General features: G+C 32.3%; 18 protein-coding genes and 2 pseudogenes. 15 read left to right on the plus strand and 5 right to left on the minus strand.

Annotated features, from left to right (window positions below):
- The first annotated feature begins 47 nt into the window (after positions 1–47).
- A complete protein-coding gene (locus GKR88_20825) occupies positions 48–659 on the plus strand; it encodes a thioredoxin family protein (protein QMU66489.1) in 612 nt (203 codons plus the stop codon).
- Positions 660–747: 88 nt separating this feature from the next.
- On the opposite strand, the gene GKR88_20830 is transcribed toward GKR88_20825, so the two are convergent.
- Both GKR88_20830 and GKR88_20835 read right to left on the minus strand, forming a co-directional pair.
- Entirely contained in the window at positions 748–1,620 is an 873-nt protein-coding gene (locus tag GKR88_20830; GenBank protein QMU66490.1) for a hypothetical protein, read from the minus strand.
- A 113-nt stretch (positions 1,621–1,733) separates the two neighbouring features.
- Positions 1,734–1,934 carry a hypothetical protein gene (locus tag GKR88_20835; GenBank protein QMU66491.1) on the minus strand — a complete coding sequence of 67 codons (201 nt, stop codon included), beginning with the start codon at positions 1,932–1,934 and terminating at the stop codon, positions 1,734–1,736.
- 262 nt (positions 1,935–2,196) lie between these two features.
- On the opposite strand from GKR88_20835, the pseudogene GKR88_20840 reads away from it, so the two are divergent.
- The 3 genes and pseudogenes from GKR88_20840 (at position 2,197) to GKR88_20850 (ending at position 5,565) form a co-directional block, all read left to right on the plus strand.
- A pseudogene (locus GKR88_20840) lies at positions 2,197–2,454 on the plus strand (IS110 family transposase).
- 249 nt (positions 2,455–2,703) lie between these two features.
- Positions 2,704–2,955, plus strand: a complete 252-nt coding sequence (locus GKR88_20845; GenBank protein ID QMU66492.1) for a helix-turn-helix domain-containing protein — start codon at positions 2,704–2,706, stop codon at positions 2,953–2,955.
- A gap of 300 nt (positions 2,956–3,255) precedes the next feature.
- The gene (locus tag GKR88_20850; GenBank protein ID QMU66801.1) at positions 3,256–5,565 is read left to right on the plus strand and encodes a TonB-dependent receptor plug domain-containing protein; all 2,310 of its coding nucleotides are present in this window, start codon (positions 3,256–3,258) and stop codon (positions 5,563–5,565) included.
- Between the two features lie 259 nt (positions 5,566–5,824).
- Here GKR88_20850 and GKR88_20855 read toward each other — a convergent pair whose 3' ends face one another.
- Positions 5,825–7,027, minus strand: a complete 1,203-nt coding sequence (locus GKR88_20855) for an FtsX-like permease family protein (GenBank protein QMU66493.1) — start codon at positions 7,025–7,027, stop codon at positions 5,825–5,827.
- A 51-nt stretch (positions 7,028–7,078) separates the two neighbouring features.
- Positions 7,079–7,483, minus strand: a complete 405-nt coding sequence (gene rbfA, locus GKR88_20860) for a 30S ribosome-binding factor RbfA (protein ID QMU66494.1) — start codon at positions 7,481–7,483, stop codon at positions 7,079–7,081.
- A gap of 63 nt (positions 7,484–7,546) precedes the next feature.
- On the opposite strand from rbfA, the gene mce reads away from it, so the two are divergent.
- On the plus strand, positions 7,547–7,966 hold the full coding sequence (gene mce / locus GKR88_20865; protein ID QMU66495.1) for a methylmalonyl-CoA epimerase: 420 nt from the start codon (positions 7,547–7,549) through the stop codon (positions 7,964–7,966).
- Between the two features lie 405 nt (positions 7,967–8,371).
- Here the strand turns inward: mce and GKR88_20870 are convergent, their stop codons facing one another.
- Positions 8,372–8,569, minus strand: a complete 198-nt coding sequence (locus tag GKR88_20870) for a hypothetical protein (protein QMU66496.1) — start codon at positions 8,567–8,569, stop codon at positions 8,372–8,374.
- A gap of 9 nt (positions 8,570–8,578) precedes the next feature.
- On the opposite strand from GKR88_20870, the gene GKR88_20875 reads away from it, so the two are divergent.
- The 10 genes and pseudogenes from GKR88_20875 (at position 8,579) to GKR88_20920 (ending at position 16,088) form a co-directional block, all read left to right on the plus strand.
- Entirely contained in the window at positions 8,579–9,883 is a 1,305-nt protein-coding gene (locus GKR88_20875) for a hypothetical protein (protein QMU66497.1), read from the plus strand.
- Between the two features lie 27 nt (positions 9,884–9,910).
- On the plus strand, positions 9,911–10,282 hold the full coding sequence (locus GKR88_20880; protein ID QMU66498.1) for a transposase: 372 nt from the start codon (positions 9,911–9,913) through the stop codon (positions 10,280–10,282).
- On the plus strand, positions 10,282–11,139 hold the full coding sequence (locus tag GKR88_20885; protein QMU66499.1) for an IS3 family transposase: 858 nt from the start codon (positions 10,282–10,284) through the stop codon (positions 11,137–11,139). The genes GKR88_20880 and GKR88_20885 overlap by 1 nt, the downstream gene beginning before the upstream one ends.
- Positions 11,140–11,189: 50 nt before the next feature.
- Positions 11,190–11,717 (plus strand): hypothetical protein, encoded by a 528-nt coding sequence (locus GKR88_20890; protein ID QMU66500.1) that lies wholly within the window; start codon positions 11,190–11,192, stop codon positions 11,715–11,717.
- A 701-nt stretch (positions 11,718–12,418) separates the two neighbouring features.
- The gene (locus tag GKR88_20895) at positions 12,419–12,805 is read left to right on the plus strand and encodes a hypothetical protein (GenBank protein ID QMU66501.1); all 387 of its coding nucleotides are present in this window, start codon (positions 12,419–12,421) and stop codon (positions 12,803–12,805) included.
- 175 nt (positions 12,806–12,980) lie between these two features.
- Positions 12,981–13,859 carry an FtsX-like permease family protein gene (locus tag GKR88_20900; GenBank protein ID QMU66502.1) on the plus strand — a complete coding sequence of 293 codons (879 nt, stop codon included), beginning with the start codon at positions 12,981–12,983 and terminating at the stop codon, positions 13,857–13,859.
- A gap of 4 nt (positions 13,860–13,863) precedes the next feature.
- Entirely contained in the window at positions 13,864–14,103 is a 240-nt protein-coding gene (locus GKR88_20905) for a DUF3098 domain-containing protein (protein ID QMU66503.1), read from the plus strand.
- Positions 14,104–14,912 (plus strand): annotated as a pseudogene (locus tag GKR88_20910) (undecaprenyl-diphosphate phosphatase).
- Between the two features lie 5 nt (positions 14,913–14,917).
- Positions 14,918–15,616 carry a tRNA pseudouridine(55) synthase TruB gene (gene truB, locus GKR88_20915; GenBank protein ID QMU66504.1) on the plus strand — a complete coding sequence of 233 codons (699 nt, stop codon included), beginning with the start codon at positions 14,918–14,920 and terminating at the stop codon, positions 15,614–15,616.
- Between the two features lie 55 nt (positions 15,617–15,671).
- Entirely contained in the window at positions 15,672–16,088 is a 417-nt protein-coding gene (locus GKR88_20920) for a hypothetical protein (GenBank protein QMU66505.1), read from the plus strand.
- Positions 16,089–16,143: the final 55 nt, after the last annotated feature.

Here is a 16,143-nt window from a genome sequence, read left to right on the forward strand (position 1 = left end):
AAATATTGAAAAATAGCATAACTTTTCATTAAAACCTTGAATTAAATATGAAAAAAACTATTGACCATAGCCTAAAAAAAACACTTTCTTATCCGGAATACAGAAATTTAGTTAAAAAATTGATAGCTGACGGTAAATCAACGGGGCCTTATCAATCGGAAAGCCTTTTAAATTACAGCATACTAAATGACAAAAGAATGGATCGTTTAGATAAAACCATTAAATTAACAGTAAAAACCGTTTCAGATGTCAGAAAAATTAAAATGCCTCAAACCTGGTTGGTGTTGACTGAAAGCTGGTGCGGTGATGCAGCACAGACCTTGCCTGTAATTCATAAAATAACTGCATTAAATCCCAATATAGAATTGAAGATTGTACTTCGTGATGAGAATGAAGCATTGATGAATCAATTTTTAACAAACGGAACAAAATCAATTCCGAAATTAATTGCTATAAATAAAGAAAAAGAAGTTCTAAGCTCCTGGGGTCCAAGGCCTAGTATTGCTACTAAAATGGTAAATGACTATAAATCCAAACACGGCCGGTTAGATGCCGATTTTAAAAAGAGCTTACAAATCTGGTACAACAAAAACAAAGGGATAAATACTCAAGAAGATATGTTATCACTATTAAACCCGGAACTTCATAACGAAGGTTGAAATCGTGATAAATTATATCGAATCTAAAAATTAAACTAAGCTGTTGATCTAGAGAAAGTAAAAATTCGTAATTGTGTATTTTATATGCTTATGTTGTGTCAGGTCTGGTTAATTTCCAACGATTATGAGTCCATAGCCACATTTCGGGTGATGTAAATATGGATTCTTCCAGTTTTTTAGAGTAGGATGCAATAAGTTCCGAGCTTTCAATTTCTTTTGGGTTCCTGGCAATTAGCGAAAATCTTAATTCATATTTTCCTCTTTTGAATTTTTTAAAAGTTGAAAATATAACTACATAATTTAATTTCTTTGCAATTCTATCCGGTCCTACTAAAAATGCCGTATCCTGATGTAAAAACTTGACCCAGTGTTTTGAGGTTTTTACACCCGGGCTTTGGTCGCCAATTATACAGTTAAACGTAAACTTATTATCTTTTTCCAAATTGACGAGCCCTCTATATGCATTGCTCGATTCCATACAAATAATGCCATATCTACTTCTTATAATTTGCATTAAATGATTGAAATAGTTACTGGATAATTTTTGATAGAACGCCGTACATTGATGAGGAAGAAATAATGGTAAAAAACCAAACCATTCCCAATTTCCGAAATGTGCAGTATATATTATGATATTCTTTTCTTGTTGATAGTATTCTTCAACCATTTCAATATCCTTGACTTTAAATCGCTTGAAAATTTCTCCTTTGCTAATAGTCAGGCATTTTATTGTTTCAAAAAAAACATCACAGAAATGTCTGTAGAATTTTTTTTCTATTCTTACCCTTTCAACCTTTGTTTTATCCGGAAACGAGCGTTCCATATTTGAGTTGACAACTTTTCTTCTGTATTTGACCAAATAGTATATAAAAAAGAATGTGAAATCCGAGACTATATATAAAAATCGTAAAGGGAAAATAGATAATAAATAAAAGGGCAAAAATTTTAAATACTTCATCATTTCTAATTAAACTTAAAATTCACTCTTGACGGCTATTTTTTAGTCACAGAACTCATTTTTAAAGCGTAAATATATGTAACAAACATTGATTATTGTGAATTTTCTTTTAGAACTCATTTAAAAGAATCTAAAATAACGGGGTTTTGATTTTGATCTTTTATGGATACAATAAAAACTCTAATTTCCTCAGTACAGATTACATTTTTACACTTTAAATTAGGATCATCTTCCTTATTGCTATTACACGCTATTTGAGTGATGGTCAAAAGTAACGATAGGGTTACTACAAATAATGGTCTGGGCGATTTGATCATGGTTTTTAGTTTTTTATTCTAAGATGTGAAAAAAACAGAATGGTTGCGTCAAAATTGCATACAATTTGTTTATAATACCCAAAAGAATAATAAAATGATCTAAAGACTGTGTGAGGAAAATTTCAAAGTTCGAGTTAAAAACACAGGTGTAGCCTGAGTTACACTGAGTATCTTTAAAATTGATTTTGAATCAAAAAGACTTTGAACGCTATTAAGTGTAACAGAGCCTATATGGCATGCATCCTAAATAGTTTTGCCGCAATTACGAGATTTTTTTCACAGAATTAACTTTAGAAAAAGAAGAGTCTCTACTATTACAGCAACAGCTAGAAAATTAGCAGTAATTATTTGGAATATGGTCGTCAAAGGTGTCCAATACGAAAACCCAGAAGGTTATCTTTATCTAGATCAAAAAAGAAAATTAGGATTAGTCAAAAGAATTAGAAACCAAATTCATAAATTTGGTCTAACTCATGAAGATTTAAATTTAAACACAACTAATTGTAATACAGAAACTTAATTTTACGTTAGTCAGAATTATAAATCTAATACCATTTCTGATTTAAAAATACTCAATGAAAAAAGAGGCAGCTATCACTGCCTCTTCACCTCTGATAAAATTTCCTTTTCACAGAATTTAATGCCAAAGTACAATGCTTTTAATATCAAACCAATAGCTAAAAGCTATAATTTATAGCTTTTAAGAATATTCTGCTGTTTTTAGCTCTTTTTTTAGTAAGGTTTTGCTTTAAACGTTGTTTATTTTTGTATGTTTGAATCGCTACTAAATAAAAAATTGAAGATGGAAGAAGAAATTCTACAACTGATTTACATACGAATAAGAAAATTTCGCCACGAAAAAGGATATACACAACAAAATATTGCTGACCTTTTAAAAATTAGTCAAAATGCTTATTGCAAAATTGAAAATGGTCATACCAGATTACTTGTAAGTACACTGATATCATTAGCCGGGATTTTTGAGGTACGTTTATGCAACTTTTTCAATGATGCTAAATAAATAACTTTTAATTTTCTATTTTATGAGGGTCACCTTACCTTTGTACTGTTCTCTATAAAGGGGTGCTTTTTAGTGGTAACTACAAAGTTTAACCAAGTGTTCACTTTTGAGCTTGCAACTAATAAGGCTGAGATCATACCCATAGAACCTGGGCGGGTAATGTTGCCAAGGAAATTAAGTATTCAAAAACAGTAATAATTGCCTCTTTTTATTCATTTTATTTTATAAGTGGAATGTATATTATTTTTTAAAAAAGCGAAGATATTAGTACCTTTTTTAAGCTTGTTTGCAATAAGTGTTTTGCACGCACAAACGTTTAAGTTGTCAGGGAAAGTAGTAGATCAAAACCAAGAACCACTGGCAGACGCAGCTATTTTCATAAAAGAAATTAACAAAGGGACTTCCACAAATTTGCAAGGAGCGTTCACATTCAATTTAGAACAGGGGAATTATCTTATCAGCATTTCTTTTGTCGGGTTTATAACAAAAGAACAAAAGATAACCCTCGCAAAAGATCAAACCATTGTAATTGAACTATCTCCTAACTCAATTACGCTGGATGAAGTTTTGGTTTCCGCTATTCGGGCAAACTCTGAAATTCCGGTTACCTATTCTAACCTGAGCAAAAAAGAAATTGCAAAGCGTAATTTAGGGCAGGACATTCCTGTACTTTTAAATTACCTCCCTTCGGTTGTTTCTTCTTCTGACGCCGGGGCCGGCATAGGGTATACCTATTTAAATGTTAGAGGTTCTAACGGTGAACGCATTAATGTAACGATCAATGGGATTCCATATAACGATGCGGAAAGTCATGGTACTTTCTGGGTGAATCTGGGAGATTTTGCATCGTCTACGGAAAACTTACAACTCCAAAGAGGTGTGGGTACTTCTACCAATGGTTCCGGTGCTTTTGGAGCCAGCCTAAATATATTGACCGATGCTGTTTCGGAAAAATCCTATGGGGAAATTTCAAATTCTTTTGGATCTTTTGGTACCGGAAAACATACCGCAAAATGGAGTACCGGAAAATTAAATGAGCATTTCGAAATATCAGGACGCTTATCTAATATCTATTCCGATGGATATGTAGACAGGGCTTTTGCCGATTTAAAATCCTACTTTTTACAAGGTGCTTATTCTGATGATAATACCTTGGTGAAAACCATTGTCTTTGGAGGAAAAGAAAGAACTTACCAAGCCTGGTTTGGACTGACTGCACAACAACTGGAAGACAACAGAAGACAAAACCCATATACCTATGAAAATGAAGTAGATGATTATAAACAAGATCATTATCAGCTTCACTGGAATGAAAAATGGAATGATCGCTGGTCTACCAATTTAGGGTTGAACTATACTCAGGGGGCCGGTTTTTTTGAACAATTCAAAGATGAAGAAAGTATTGCTGGTTATAACGGAATTGTAGTAGCTACCAATGGAAACGGGGGAACAGATTTGATTGTAAGGCGTTGGTTGGATAATACCTTCTATGTAGCAAATTTCAATACTGATTATAAAAATGAACACCTCAACGTTATCACTGGAATATCCTATATTAAATATACAGGAGATCATTTTGGCGAAGTCATTTGGGCGCAGCAATTTGCACCAAATGCAAACATTAGAGATCGTTATTATTTTAGCGATTCTAAAAAAACTGATTTTAACGTATTTACGAAAGCCACATACAAATTCAATGAAAACTTTTCAGGATATATAGACCTGCAAGGTCGTTTTATAAATTATAAAACACAAGGAATTACTTCTGATATTGATGCTATTAATGTAGACGCAACGTTTGATTTTTTTAATCCGAAAATGGGTTTTATTTATCAACTAAAAGAAAACAGCAGTTTGTATCTTTCTTTTGCAAGAGCAAATAGGGAGCCTAACAGAAACGATTTTGAAGGAGGAGTAACGACCCATGAAACCTTAGACGATATTGAGTTTGGATGGCGATTAAAGAAAAAGTATGTAAAACTGCATACGAATCTTTATTTTATGAATTATACAAACCAACTGGTATTAACCGGAGCATTAGATGATGTTGGAGCTCCCGTAAGAGCCACCAGTGGAAAGAGCTATCGCTTAGGTCTGGAAGTTGATGCGGAAATTTCATTATCTGATCAATTTAGTATCAGACCTAATCTGGCACTAAGCCAAAACAGGAATCGCAATTTTAAAGCACCCATTAACGGTATAGTAGAAAACCTCGGGAATACACCCTTATCATTTTCTCCCAATATCATTTTAGGAAACATCATTACATATCAACCGAAGGAAAGTTTCCAAATTTCATTATTATCAAAATATGTGGGAAAACAATTTATGAGTAATTTAAACAGTCGTATTTCTGAAAATGATGTTTTAAAAAGTTTTTTTACAAGTGATTTGAATTTTGTGTACCAAATAGAAACAAAAACTATTTTTGATTCTATTACTATCTCCGGTTTAATCAACAATATATTTAATGCAAAATATGTAGACAGAGGATATTATTTTACGTTTGATTTTACGGGAGCTAACGGAAGCACAATTACCGGTGACGGAGCAGGGTATTATCCGCAGGCAACTATCAACTTTTTGTTGGGGTTAACATTAAAATTTTAAGTTTAAGAGGCCTTTGCAAAATAGTGATATATTCCGTATTGAAATTGATTTGGCTTCAAATTTCTTCCTTCTCGAAAATTTTAAACCCTCAAAACCAACAGGTTACTCCGGTTCAAAATTTTCTTCGGGCGTTGAACTTTTTTGCCAAATCAATTTTTGTTCAAAGGTCTCTTTAATACAGTTTCAAGTTAGAACGTAAGTATTAAGATTTAGTATTGAGTGTTTATAATAGATTTTATTTATGTGCTATAAATAAAATTTATCGTTCTATAAAGCTTTTAGATATCCGGCTGCTAGCTATCTTAGCGGCTAAATAGCCTAATACAATAATAGTAGCAGCTACTATCACAAAATTATTGACTCTTAGTTCTACCGGGTATGGAATATGTTCGGCAATTATGAACAGTCCGCATCTTTGTTGTATAAAAACCAATAGTACCCCTAAGAAAAGCCCGATAAATGTTCCTGTGAGTGTTAATAAAGAACCTTGAAAAACGAATATTTTTTGAATATCTTTTAAAGAGGCTCCCATATAAAACAGGGTCTTTAAATTCTTTTGTTTGTCTATAATCATCATTATAATTACACCCACCACATTGAATAAGGCGATAATAACAATCAAAGTAAATATTAAATAAGAAACAAAGTTTTCGGTATTTATTACCTTATAAAACAAAGCATTGAGTTGTGCTTTGGTTTCGACTTTAAAACTATTTCCTATTTGTTTTTGAAAGTCGGCAGCAAAACTATCCGCATTTTTAGGGTCGGTTAATTTAATTTCTATAGCAGCAATTTGATTGTCTTTGTATTTTAACAATTGTTGTGCTAACGGTAAGTTTACAAAAACATATTTATTTTCAAATTCTTCTGTTCCGGAATAAATACCGGTAACTTGAGCTGTTATTTTATTAAAAGAATTTGACGGATGTATGATCTTATTCCCCGGCTTCGGAACATAAATTTCCAGGGGTTCTGTAAAATTCATCACTCCCAGAGAAAGTTTAAACGAAATTCCGTTTCCCAAAACGGCAGTTTTTACATATTTTGGATCCAGCCATGAGCCCACTACGATTGCAGAATCTATCTTAGTTACGTGGTTGTAATGCTCATCAACTCCCTTTATATAAGCAATATAAGGCTTCTCATTATACGTCAAAAAAACACGCTGTTCAATTACTTTGGAAAAAACAGCAATTTTCGTATTTCCTGTCAATTTATTTTGAAGACTGTCAGTAAATAAAAATGTTTTTCCTTTAACTGCTGAGATTTTAATATCCGGATCAGAAATAGCTAATAACGAGTAACTAAATGTTCTTAGCCCGGAAAAACCGGATAAAATAATAAACAGTGCCAGAGCTCCTATAATCACTCCAAAAGAAGCAATGAGTGTAATAATGTTAATGGCATTATTGCTGTTTTTGGTAAATAAATATCTCTTTGCTATGTAATATGAAAAATTCAATTTTCCGATTTGATATCCATAGTACTAGTACTGCAACTTAAAAATTATCTTCTAAAAGTTCTCTTTTTTTTTCCGTCCGAGTATTATTTCCGGGGTTTTAATAGGGTTGTCCACATCTCCTCGTAGCGATTTATCTATATGCTCTATATAATCTAACGAATCATCACCAAAAAATAATAATTCAGGCATTCTCCTCAATTGATTTCTGGTTCTTTGTGCTATTTCCTGCCTTATCAGAGAAGCATTAGATTGTATTGCCTTCATGATATCCTCTCTCTTGCCGGAAGGAAAAACACTTATATATACTTTAGCTATCCCTAAATCCGGAGTAACAGAAACTTTGGACACAGAGATAATAACCCCCCGCATGCCATCTTGAGCATCTTTTTGAAGTACATCTGCCAGGTCTTTTTGTAATACTGCGGCAATTTTTTTTTGCCTGTTTGTTTCTTCCATCGAGGTAAATGTACTTATAATTTCACAAAAGATTAGCTATTTTTGTCGATAAGAAAGTAACACATGAATCAAATTGAGCACATAGGCATTGCCGTAAAAGATTTAGGTAATGCCAATAAATTATTTGCCTCCCTTTTTGGCAAATCTCACTATAAAATTGAGGAAGTAGCCTCCGAAGGTGTAAAAACCTCTTTTTTCCAGATGGGCCCTAATAAAATAGAATTATTGGAAGCTACAAATCCGGCAAGCCCAATTGCAAAATTTATTGAAAAAAAAGGAGAAGGAATTCATCATATAGCTTTTGCCGTAAATGATATCGTTTCTGAAATTGCCCGTCTAAAAACAGCAGGCTTTACTGTTCTTAATGAAACACCAAAAACAGGAGCCGATAACAAATGGGTGGCTTTTCTACATCCCAAAAACACGAATAGTATTTTGGTTGAGTTATGCCAGGAAATAGAGGGTACTCATCCTGCAGGTTAATTATAGAGAATTGCTCGTATTTAATAAATAATACCAGGATCGATGCTAAAGTGGTTTAAAAATTGTCTAAGAAAAAATATCCTCATCAGGGCAAACGCATTAAACTTTTATGAATATATCAGTAAAACTAATTTTTCATTAAAGAATTGACATTTAATAATGGATTTTATTCGTAATTTTTTAAACTTACCTTTAATGATTATTCATTTTTTTGAAAATAATTACAGGTTAACTTGGAATTAAAAAATCATAAAGTATTGATTAAAAACATGTTAACTTTAATGCGTTTACCCTGATATCCTCATATATTTATTTGGATATAAAGAATGATTTGCATATTTTTAGCTTGCACTTGAAATAAGGAGAGCTATAGTTTAAAAAATAATCTTATAACCCCCATTCCTCTCAGTAGGCCGATTTCATTGCACCATTTTTAGCACTGTCTTTTTTTAGCATAAAGCAAAAAGCATAAACGGGCAGTACATCATTTGTTCTGACGGTAGGAAATAAAGGCATTCCAAAAAAATGCCTGTAAAAAGAAATATCCGGTAGCTGTAGCCAGACGGACACAGCAAAACGGTGCGTATTAACTAATTTAAACAATTTTAAACCATGAAAATGAAAAAAACTTCATTCATCAAAATCGGGGTCTTACTCTTTAGCCTATCTTTGTTCTTATGGAACTGTATACGAGAAGATTTTATGAATCCTCAAAACACTGTTACCTCTAACAAGCTCAAGTATTCCTTAACGAAAATAACTTACCGGGAACTACTTGCAGACAAGGAAATAAAACCCTCTTTACCTCTGATTGAAAGACGATTTTCTAACCACTCGCTACAAAGCATCCATAGCAGAAGTGCTACTGAAGTGGCAGAAGGTCTCACCATCTTTACCGATGAGATTAACAGAATTGTCATAGACGATGTCATCACCTGGACATTCCGGACACAAAACCCTGTTTTGGAAACTTCTGACTTTGAAAACTTTCTGGTAAAAAAACACAACGGTGTGTTTACCTATTTTTTAGTTTCCTACGAGTTCACTGACCTTACCGATTCCGAAACATTGTATGAGAAAGCCACTTCCTATGTGATTTCCGAAGAATACCTAAGCCTGGAAGGCCTCAACCTGTCTTCCAGAGATGCTTTTGATTGGGTTTTTCCGAATGACGGTGGTGGTACGGGTAGCGGTCCTTGTGACGGTATTTTGGTATATGACCACTGTAATTTGGGAGGCAATGCGGACGGACACTGGCCGGTTTTGCAAAACGATGGGGTTACTTATTGTAATGGTAGTCCGCTGTTGTATATAGATTTTTCACATTGTGAGAACTACGGTGTTCCGGACAGTCCTGTGGGAGACCCGGTGGGAGGAGATGACGGTTCCAATGGAGATCAGCTTATTGGAGGTGGCGGAGGAAACTCCGGTGGTGATGGAGATACGACACTTACGGCTCCTGTGGGTATCATGCACAGTGAAACGCCATGTGATCCCAGACCGGAAGGAGATTTGAATGGAGATTGTATGTTGGATTATTATGAGGCTTGTTTAGTTAATGGCTACAGTAATAGTATTTGTAATTGTGTTTCCGGAGGAGAAAATTTAGCTAATTGTATTATTGTAGATGAGTTAAATACACTAACAGTTACTAATCCATTTGCATTACTTGAAATTGATTGTGACCAAATACAGTATTGGCAAACACTTGCTCAACATTCAGCCCCACAAAGTGTTTTAGATGAAATAGAGAATTTACCAAATTCTTGGGCAAATGATTTTGAGATACAATCTCTTGAAGATGCAAATGGTACTGTCGTCAACTTAGATTATTTCAGTGTAAATATAACTTCTTTGCCAAATAACCCTTCTACAAATCAACAATTTACTGCTGATGAGTTCTTTGACCCGTCCTGAAATATGTATACAAAAAACAACAAGTATATGTATAAAAATGATGGATATGTAAGACGTTATAGTGAGAGTTTTAAACTCAAAGTATTAGCAGAACTTACCAAAGGAAACCATTCCAAAAGACAAATTGCCTTAACTTACGGCATACAATCTAGTACGATAAACGTATGGATTAAAAAATATGACCGTAAAGATTTAATGAACACCCGTGTAACCGTGCAAACAGACGACGAATTATCCCGTATTAAAGCCCTTCAAAAAGAGCTAAAACAACTCAAAGATCTTCTTATTAAAAAGGATCTAGATAAACTTGTGAATGATAGTTATCTTGAAGTAGCTGCTGAAAATCTTGGCTATAAAAATGTTGAAGAATTAAAAAAAAACTTAAACATAAAGCCTTAATGAAAATAGCACCGATTAATAGAAAAAAAAGAAGGTACGCCATCGCTACTATTTGTAATGCTTTCGAGTTAAAAAGAGATGCTTATTACAAATATCAAAAAAGGTTTGTTCTTAAAAAACAAATAGAACAAAATGTAATAATGCTTGTTAAAAAAAGCAGGAAAACATTACCCAGAGAAGGTACTAGAAAGCTAATGAAATCCTTACATAATGATTTTAGGAAACAGAATATAAATATAGGTAGAGACCAGTTATTTAGAATCTTAAAAGAAAATAATTTGTTAATTAGAAGGAAAAAATATTCTTCTAAAACAACCAACTCTTACCATCGTTTTTATAAATATAAAAATATCATAAAAGACCTGATCATTAATAGACCTAACCAAGTTTGGGCTTCGGATATTACCTATATAAGAACTATAAATGGATTTTGTTATTTAGCACTTATTACTGATATGTATTCAAGAAAAATAGTAGGCTATGATATTAGTGATAGTTTAGAACTTAAAGGCTGTGTTAGAGCTTTAAATAAAGCTATTTATCAAACTAAAAATACCGAAGAAATCATACATCATTCTGATAGAGGAATACAATATTGTAGCAATGTTTATACTCAAATTTTGAAAAGAAAAAAGATACAAATCAGTATGACCCAAGAAAATCATTGCTACGAAAACGCAATGGCCGAAAGAGTTAACGGAATTTTAAAAGATGAATTCTTCCTCGACCAAACATTTACAAATATCAATCACGCCAAAAAAGCAACAAAAAATGCAATCAAATTATATAATAATAAAAGATTACATTTATCTTTAGATTATAAAACACCTAATTACGTGCACAAAAATGTAGCATAAATTTTAATAATTAACTGTAGCCCTATTTTAGGACGAGACACTTAGATTATATGAGAAGAAATTTTAACAGTTTTGTAGAGGGATCTGATACTACTTTTGAGCCTTATTGTGAAATAGCATCAATGTGCCAAACTGAAACTACTCTTTGGAATTCGAATAATCCATTGGGAAGTATCATTTATATAGATATTCCCGGAGATGATGGTGTTGTTGTTTGTACGGAGTATACAAATAGTTATTGGTACTTTATGACTATGAACGCTCCTTATGCAGGTAATCACCCTGTAAGTGGTACACGTCAATTTGGCTATGAACAAAATGCTAATGGTTCATTTAACTTTTTTGTTCGAGGTGTCGACAGAATTGATTCAGGTGTAATGGAGCTTTTAGCATCATCTCAAATTTTTGGAGGTGCGGATTCTTTATGGGCTTTCTTCCAAGCTAAAACGAGTCAATTTGTCAATAATAATGGAGGTTCTTCAACTATTGTAACACCTGTAAAGAACAGACCAGATTGGGATAAAGTAGAAGAAGTATTGAGTGGAGAAAGACCAATTAGTGATTTAGGATGCAATTAATTATTAAATAATGAAAAAAATAATTTTCACGCTATTAATTATATCACTAATTACTTTTTTTATAAAAAGTATTTTAGACATAGCATTACGATGGTTTTTAGTTTTAGGAGAAGTTAGGGAAAGTTTATATGGTATTTTTAGCCCATTAGGTTATATAAAGCTAAGCTTTATATTTCATTTTTGGGCTTACTTCCTAATATCAATTTTGTTATATTTTGTTATATCATCATTTAAGAAGCTTAAAATTTTGGCGTTGTATATTTTGTCTTTCTTTATAGTTATTTTGATTTGTCTTAACGATCATAATTATCAATTTCCGATGAAGCAATACCATTTTCCTTCAAAACAAGTTTTTAATTATATACTTGTAAAAGAAATTATTGTTTATTTAGTATCACTATTTATAATGATTTATATGCTAAAAAAGACAATTAAAAAATGATCTTAAATCTACTATATATCGAGAAAAAAACAGATTAAATGCTGATGAACAAGCAGAAGGAGGCATTAAATAATGAACAACAAAATAATGATAATGCTGTTTCAAATAAAACATGTAATTAAAAAGGTCTCCCTATTAAGTTTTGTATTTCTGATTCTAAGTTGTAGGGAATCAAAAGGAGATGATGTTATTTCAATTAACAAAAGAGCTAACTTTACAACGAAAGCAATATCTCGTTACTATAAATTTCGTTTTTTTAATGAAAGTCCTGTCAGAATTACTAAAGGATATGACAAAAAAACAGCAAATTATCTGGGCCTCAACAGAGGAGCAAGAAAAATTGGATATTCGTTTTTCCAATAGATTTAAAGTACTTGATAGCTTATTAGCAAAGAAAGATATAGCATCATTATTAGAACAAATCCGTAATTTAAGTGATTGGCAAGAAAAAGACTTGAATAAAATACATGACTTCAAAATATCTTTTAATTCCAATTCAAACAGAATATCAAAACCTATTTATACACTGAATAAGAAATATGCAATTATTTGTTACGACTTTTCTTATACGGATAAGAATATTATTATTTATAAAAAAGTAAATAATAACTGGGTTTATGTAAGCATTATTAAAAATATATTATAACTGTAATAATCAATGGGCATTTTAAATCTCTGACTTGTTGTCTGATTCCTGTAGTAGCTTGAATATCATTTAATTTCAAACAGATTTTAAAAGAAGTAACTTTAGAACTTTCTAACTTTTCCACTATTCTATTTTTCGATGCTAATTTGTATCTTGCAAGCGTTAACCCGGTTTTATGTCTTCTAAATTTGATTCTTATCAAAAACGCAGATTACGATCTTCTTATTTTTCTGTTGTTGTAAGCATTGCTTTGGTGCTGTTTATGGTAGGTATTTTGAGTTTGGTATTGTTAAAATCTACAAAAGTTGCGAATCTTTTTAAAGAACAGGTAGCAATAACGCTCTTTTTAAAAAAGGGTCTCACAAAAAATAATATTGAAAACCTGAAAGCATCTTTGGAAAAAGAAAAATTTACCAGAAAAATTGTGTATATAACGAAAGAAGAAGCTGCCAAAACATATCGTAAAGAGATAGGGGAGGATTTCTTAATATTTTTAGGCGAAAATCCTCTAAAAGACGGAATAGACGTATATGTAAAAGCCGAATTTGTAACTCCTTCAAAAATGCTTGAATTAGAAAAAAAATTCAAAGAAAATGCCTTTGTTTCCGAGGTTTCCTACGACAAGCCTTTAATACGATTACTTACCAAAAATATACAAAAGATCAGTTTTTGGTTATTGGTCATAAGTAGTTTTTTTGGATTGATTTCTATTATTCTGATTAACAGCTCTATACGCTTGTCTATCTATTCAAAAAGATTTAATATCAAAACCATGCAAATGGTAGGTGCCACAAAAAATTTTATTCGAAAACCTTTTATTTGGAACAGTATAAAATTAGGCTTCTTAGGTGCTATCCTTGCATTAGCGGGAATCTCTTTTATCATTTATTATTTGGATAAAGAAATTCCGGGGTTAGCATTAACAGAAGATTATATAACATTGAGTTATTTGGCCGGAGGTGTATTGATCATGTCGTTTTTAATTAGTTGGATCAGTACATTTTTTGCTACACAACGTTTTTTAAACTTACAAACAAACGAATTATATTATTGAAAATATGAATACAAAAAATAATAAACCGGAATTTTTATTCGGAAAAAAGAATTACCAATTTATGTTTATAGGCATTGCTATAATTGCGCTTGGGTTTATTTTGATGGCCGGTGGCGGAAGCGATGATCCTGAAATCTTTAACGAAGCTATTTATAGTTGGAGACGTATCCGTTTAGCTCCTACATTGGTTATCATAGGATTGGGTGTGGAAATTTATGCTATCATGCTAAAACTCAAAAAATAAATGGATATTTTGGGGGCTGTTATTCTGGCAATTATTGAAGGAATTACAGAATATTTGCCTATTTCTTCTACAGGACATATGATCATTGCCTCTTCGTTTATGAAAATTGCCGGTGATGATTTTACAAAACTATTCACCATCGTCATTCAGTTAGGTGCTATTTTATCTGTAGTTGTTTTATACTGGAAACGCTTTTTTCAAAGCGTTGATTTCTATTTAAAACTAATGGTTGCATTTGTACCTGCTATTATTTTAGGCCTTTATTAAATAACATTATTGATGATCTTCTGGAAAGCCCCATAACAGTTGCCATATCACTAATTATAGGCGGATTTATCTTATTAAAAGTAGATGATTGGTTTAAAAAAAATGAAGAATTTGACAAAGCAAACCAAACAGCACATACGGAAATTAATTACATGACTGCTTTAAAAATTGGTTTTTTTCAGTGCTTGGCAATGATTCCCGGAACATCAAGAAGTGGAGCAAGTATCGTAGGAGGAATGACTCAAAAAATAAATAGAAAAACCGCAGCGGAATTTTCTTTTTTTCTGGCAGTACCCACCTTGTTGGGCGCAACCTTGAAAAAAGGATATGATTATTATAATGCCGGTTTTGAACTAACTGACCAACAAATCAATTACCTGATTATTGGAAATATCATTGCTTTCGTAGTAGCGTTGATTGCCATCAAATCGTTTATTGATTATCTAAGTAGAAAAGGATTTAAAATCTTTGGATATTATCGTATACTACTAGGTATCTTTCTTCTGATAACTCACTTTTTTGTTTATAAATTGACCATCTAAATTGCATGACTGCAGAAGATTATAAAGAGGGGCAGGTTTTACTTATCAACAAACCATTATACCAAACTTCATTTCAGGTGGTAAATAAAATTCGTTGGCACATTAAACAACGTTTTAATATTCGTAAAATAAAGGTAGGGCATGCCGGGACTTTAGACCCGCTGGTTACCGGATTATTAATTATTTGTACCGGAAAACAGACTAAAAATATTAGCAAGTATCAAAGTGAGGTAAAAGAATACATCGGTACTATTACCTTAGGAGGAACCACTCCCAGTTTTGATCTGGAAACGGAAGTTGATCAAAAGTACCCCATAGACCATATTCATAGCGATTTCATATATGAGACCGCTCAAAAATTCATAGGCCGTATTCAACAAAAACCTCCTATCTTTTCAGCTGTAAAAAAAGACGGAAAACGATTATATGAATTGGCAAGAGAAGGCAAAACTGTAGATATCGAACCCAGGAAAGTTACGATTTCCGAGTTTGAAATTACTACCATTGAGCTCCCGAAGATACAATTTAGAGTCGTTTGCAGTAAAGGAACTTACATTCGTTCTTTAGCAAATGATTTTGGCAAAGCACTACAATCCGGAGGACATTTATCTGAACTACAAAGAACAAAAATTGGAGATTTTTCAGTTACATCTGCTATTTCTTTGGACGGTTTTATTAAAAATTTAAACGAATTTAAAGCGTAAGTTTTATATTTACCTGAAAACAAGCATAATAGACTTTAATTTACATAAGAAAAAAATGAAAAAAACATATACACTGGCACTAATACTGATGTCATTTTTCGGATGCTTTTCACCCGAAGGTAACAACGAAGTAGCGAATTTGGAAATTCGAATTTCTAATATAAGTCGATTCAATTATGAAAATATAAAGGTAAATGCATCAGGAGAGACAGTATATTTTGGAAATCTTAACTCAAATTCAAAATCCGAATATAAAACGTTCGATGTTGCTTACAGATACGTTTTTGTTGAGTTTCAAATCGATGGAGAAACGTTTACTCTTCAGCCCATTGATTATGTCGGAGAAACACCCTTGGGAAACGGAAAGTATAGCTACGAAATAGATATTGACCCGAACAGTCAATTTCAAAAGGTGATGCTGAAATTAAAACACGAAAACCTTTGCAGAATTAAAAAGGCACTGGTATTTTAACTTTATTTTCCTTAAAAAATAAAGTTTGAAAGTTGAAAAGTCAGAAAGTGTTAAA

Source organism: Flavobacteriaceae bacterium (assembly GCA_014075215.1).
GTDB lineage: Bacteria > Bacteroidota > Bacteroidia > Flavobacteriales > Flavobacteriaceae > Polaribacter.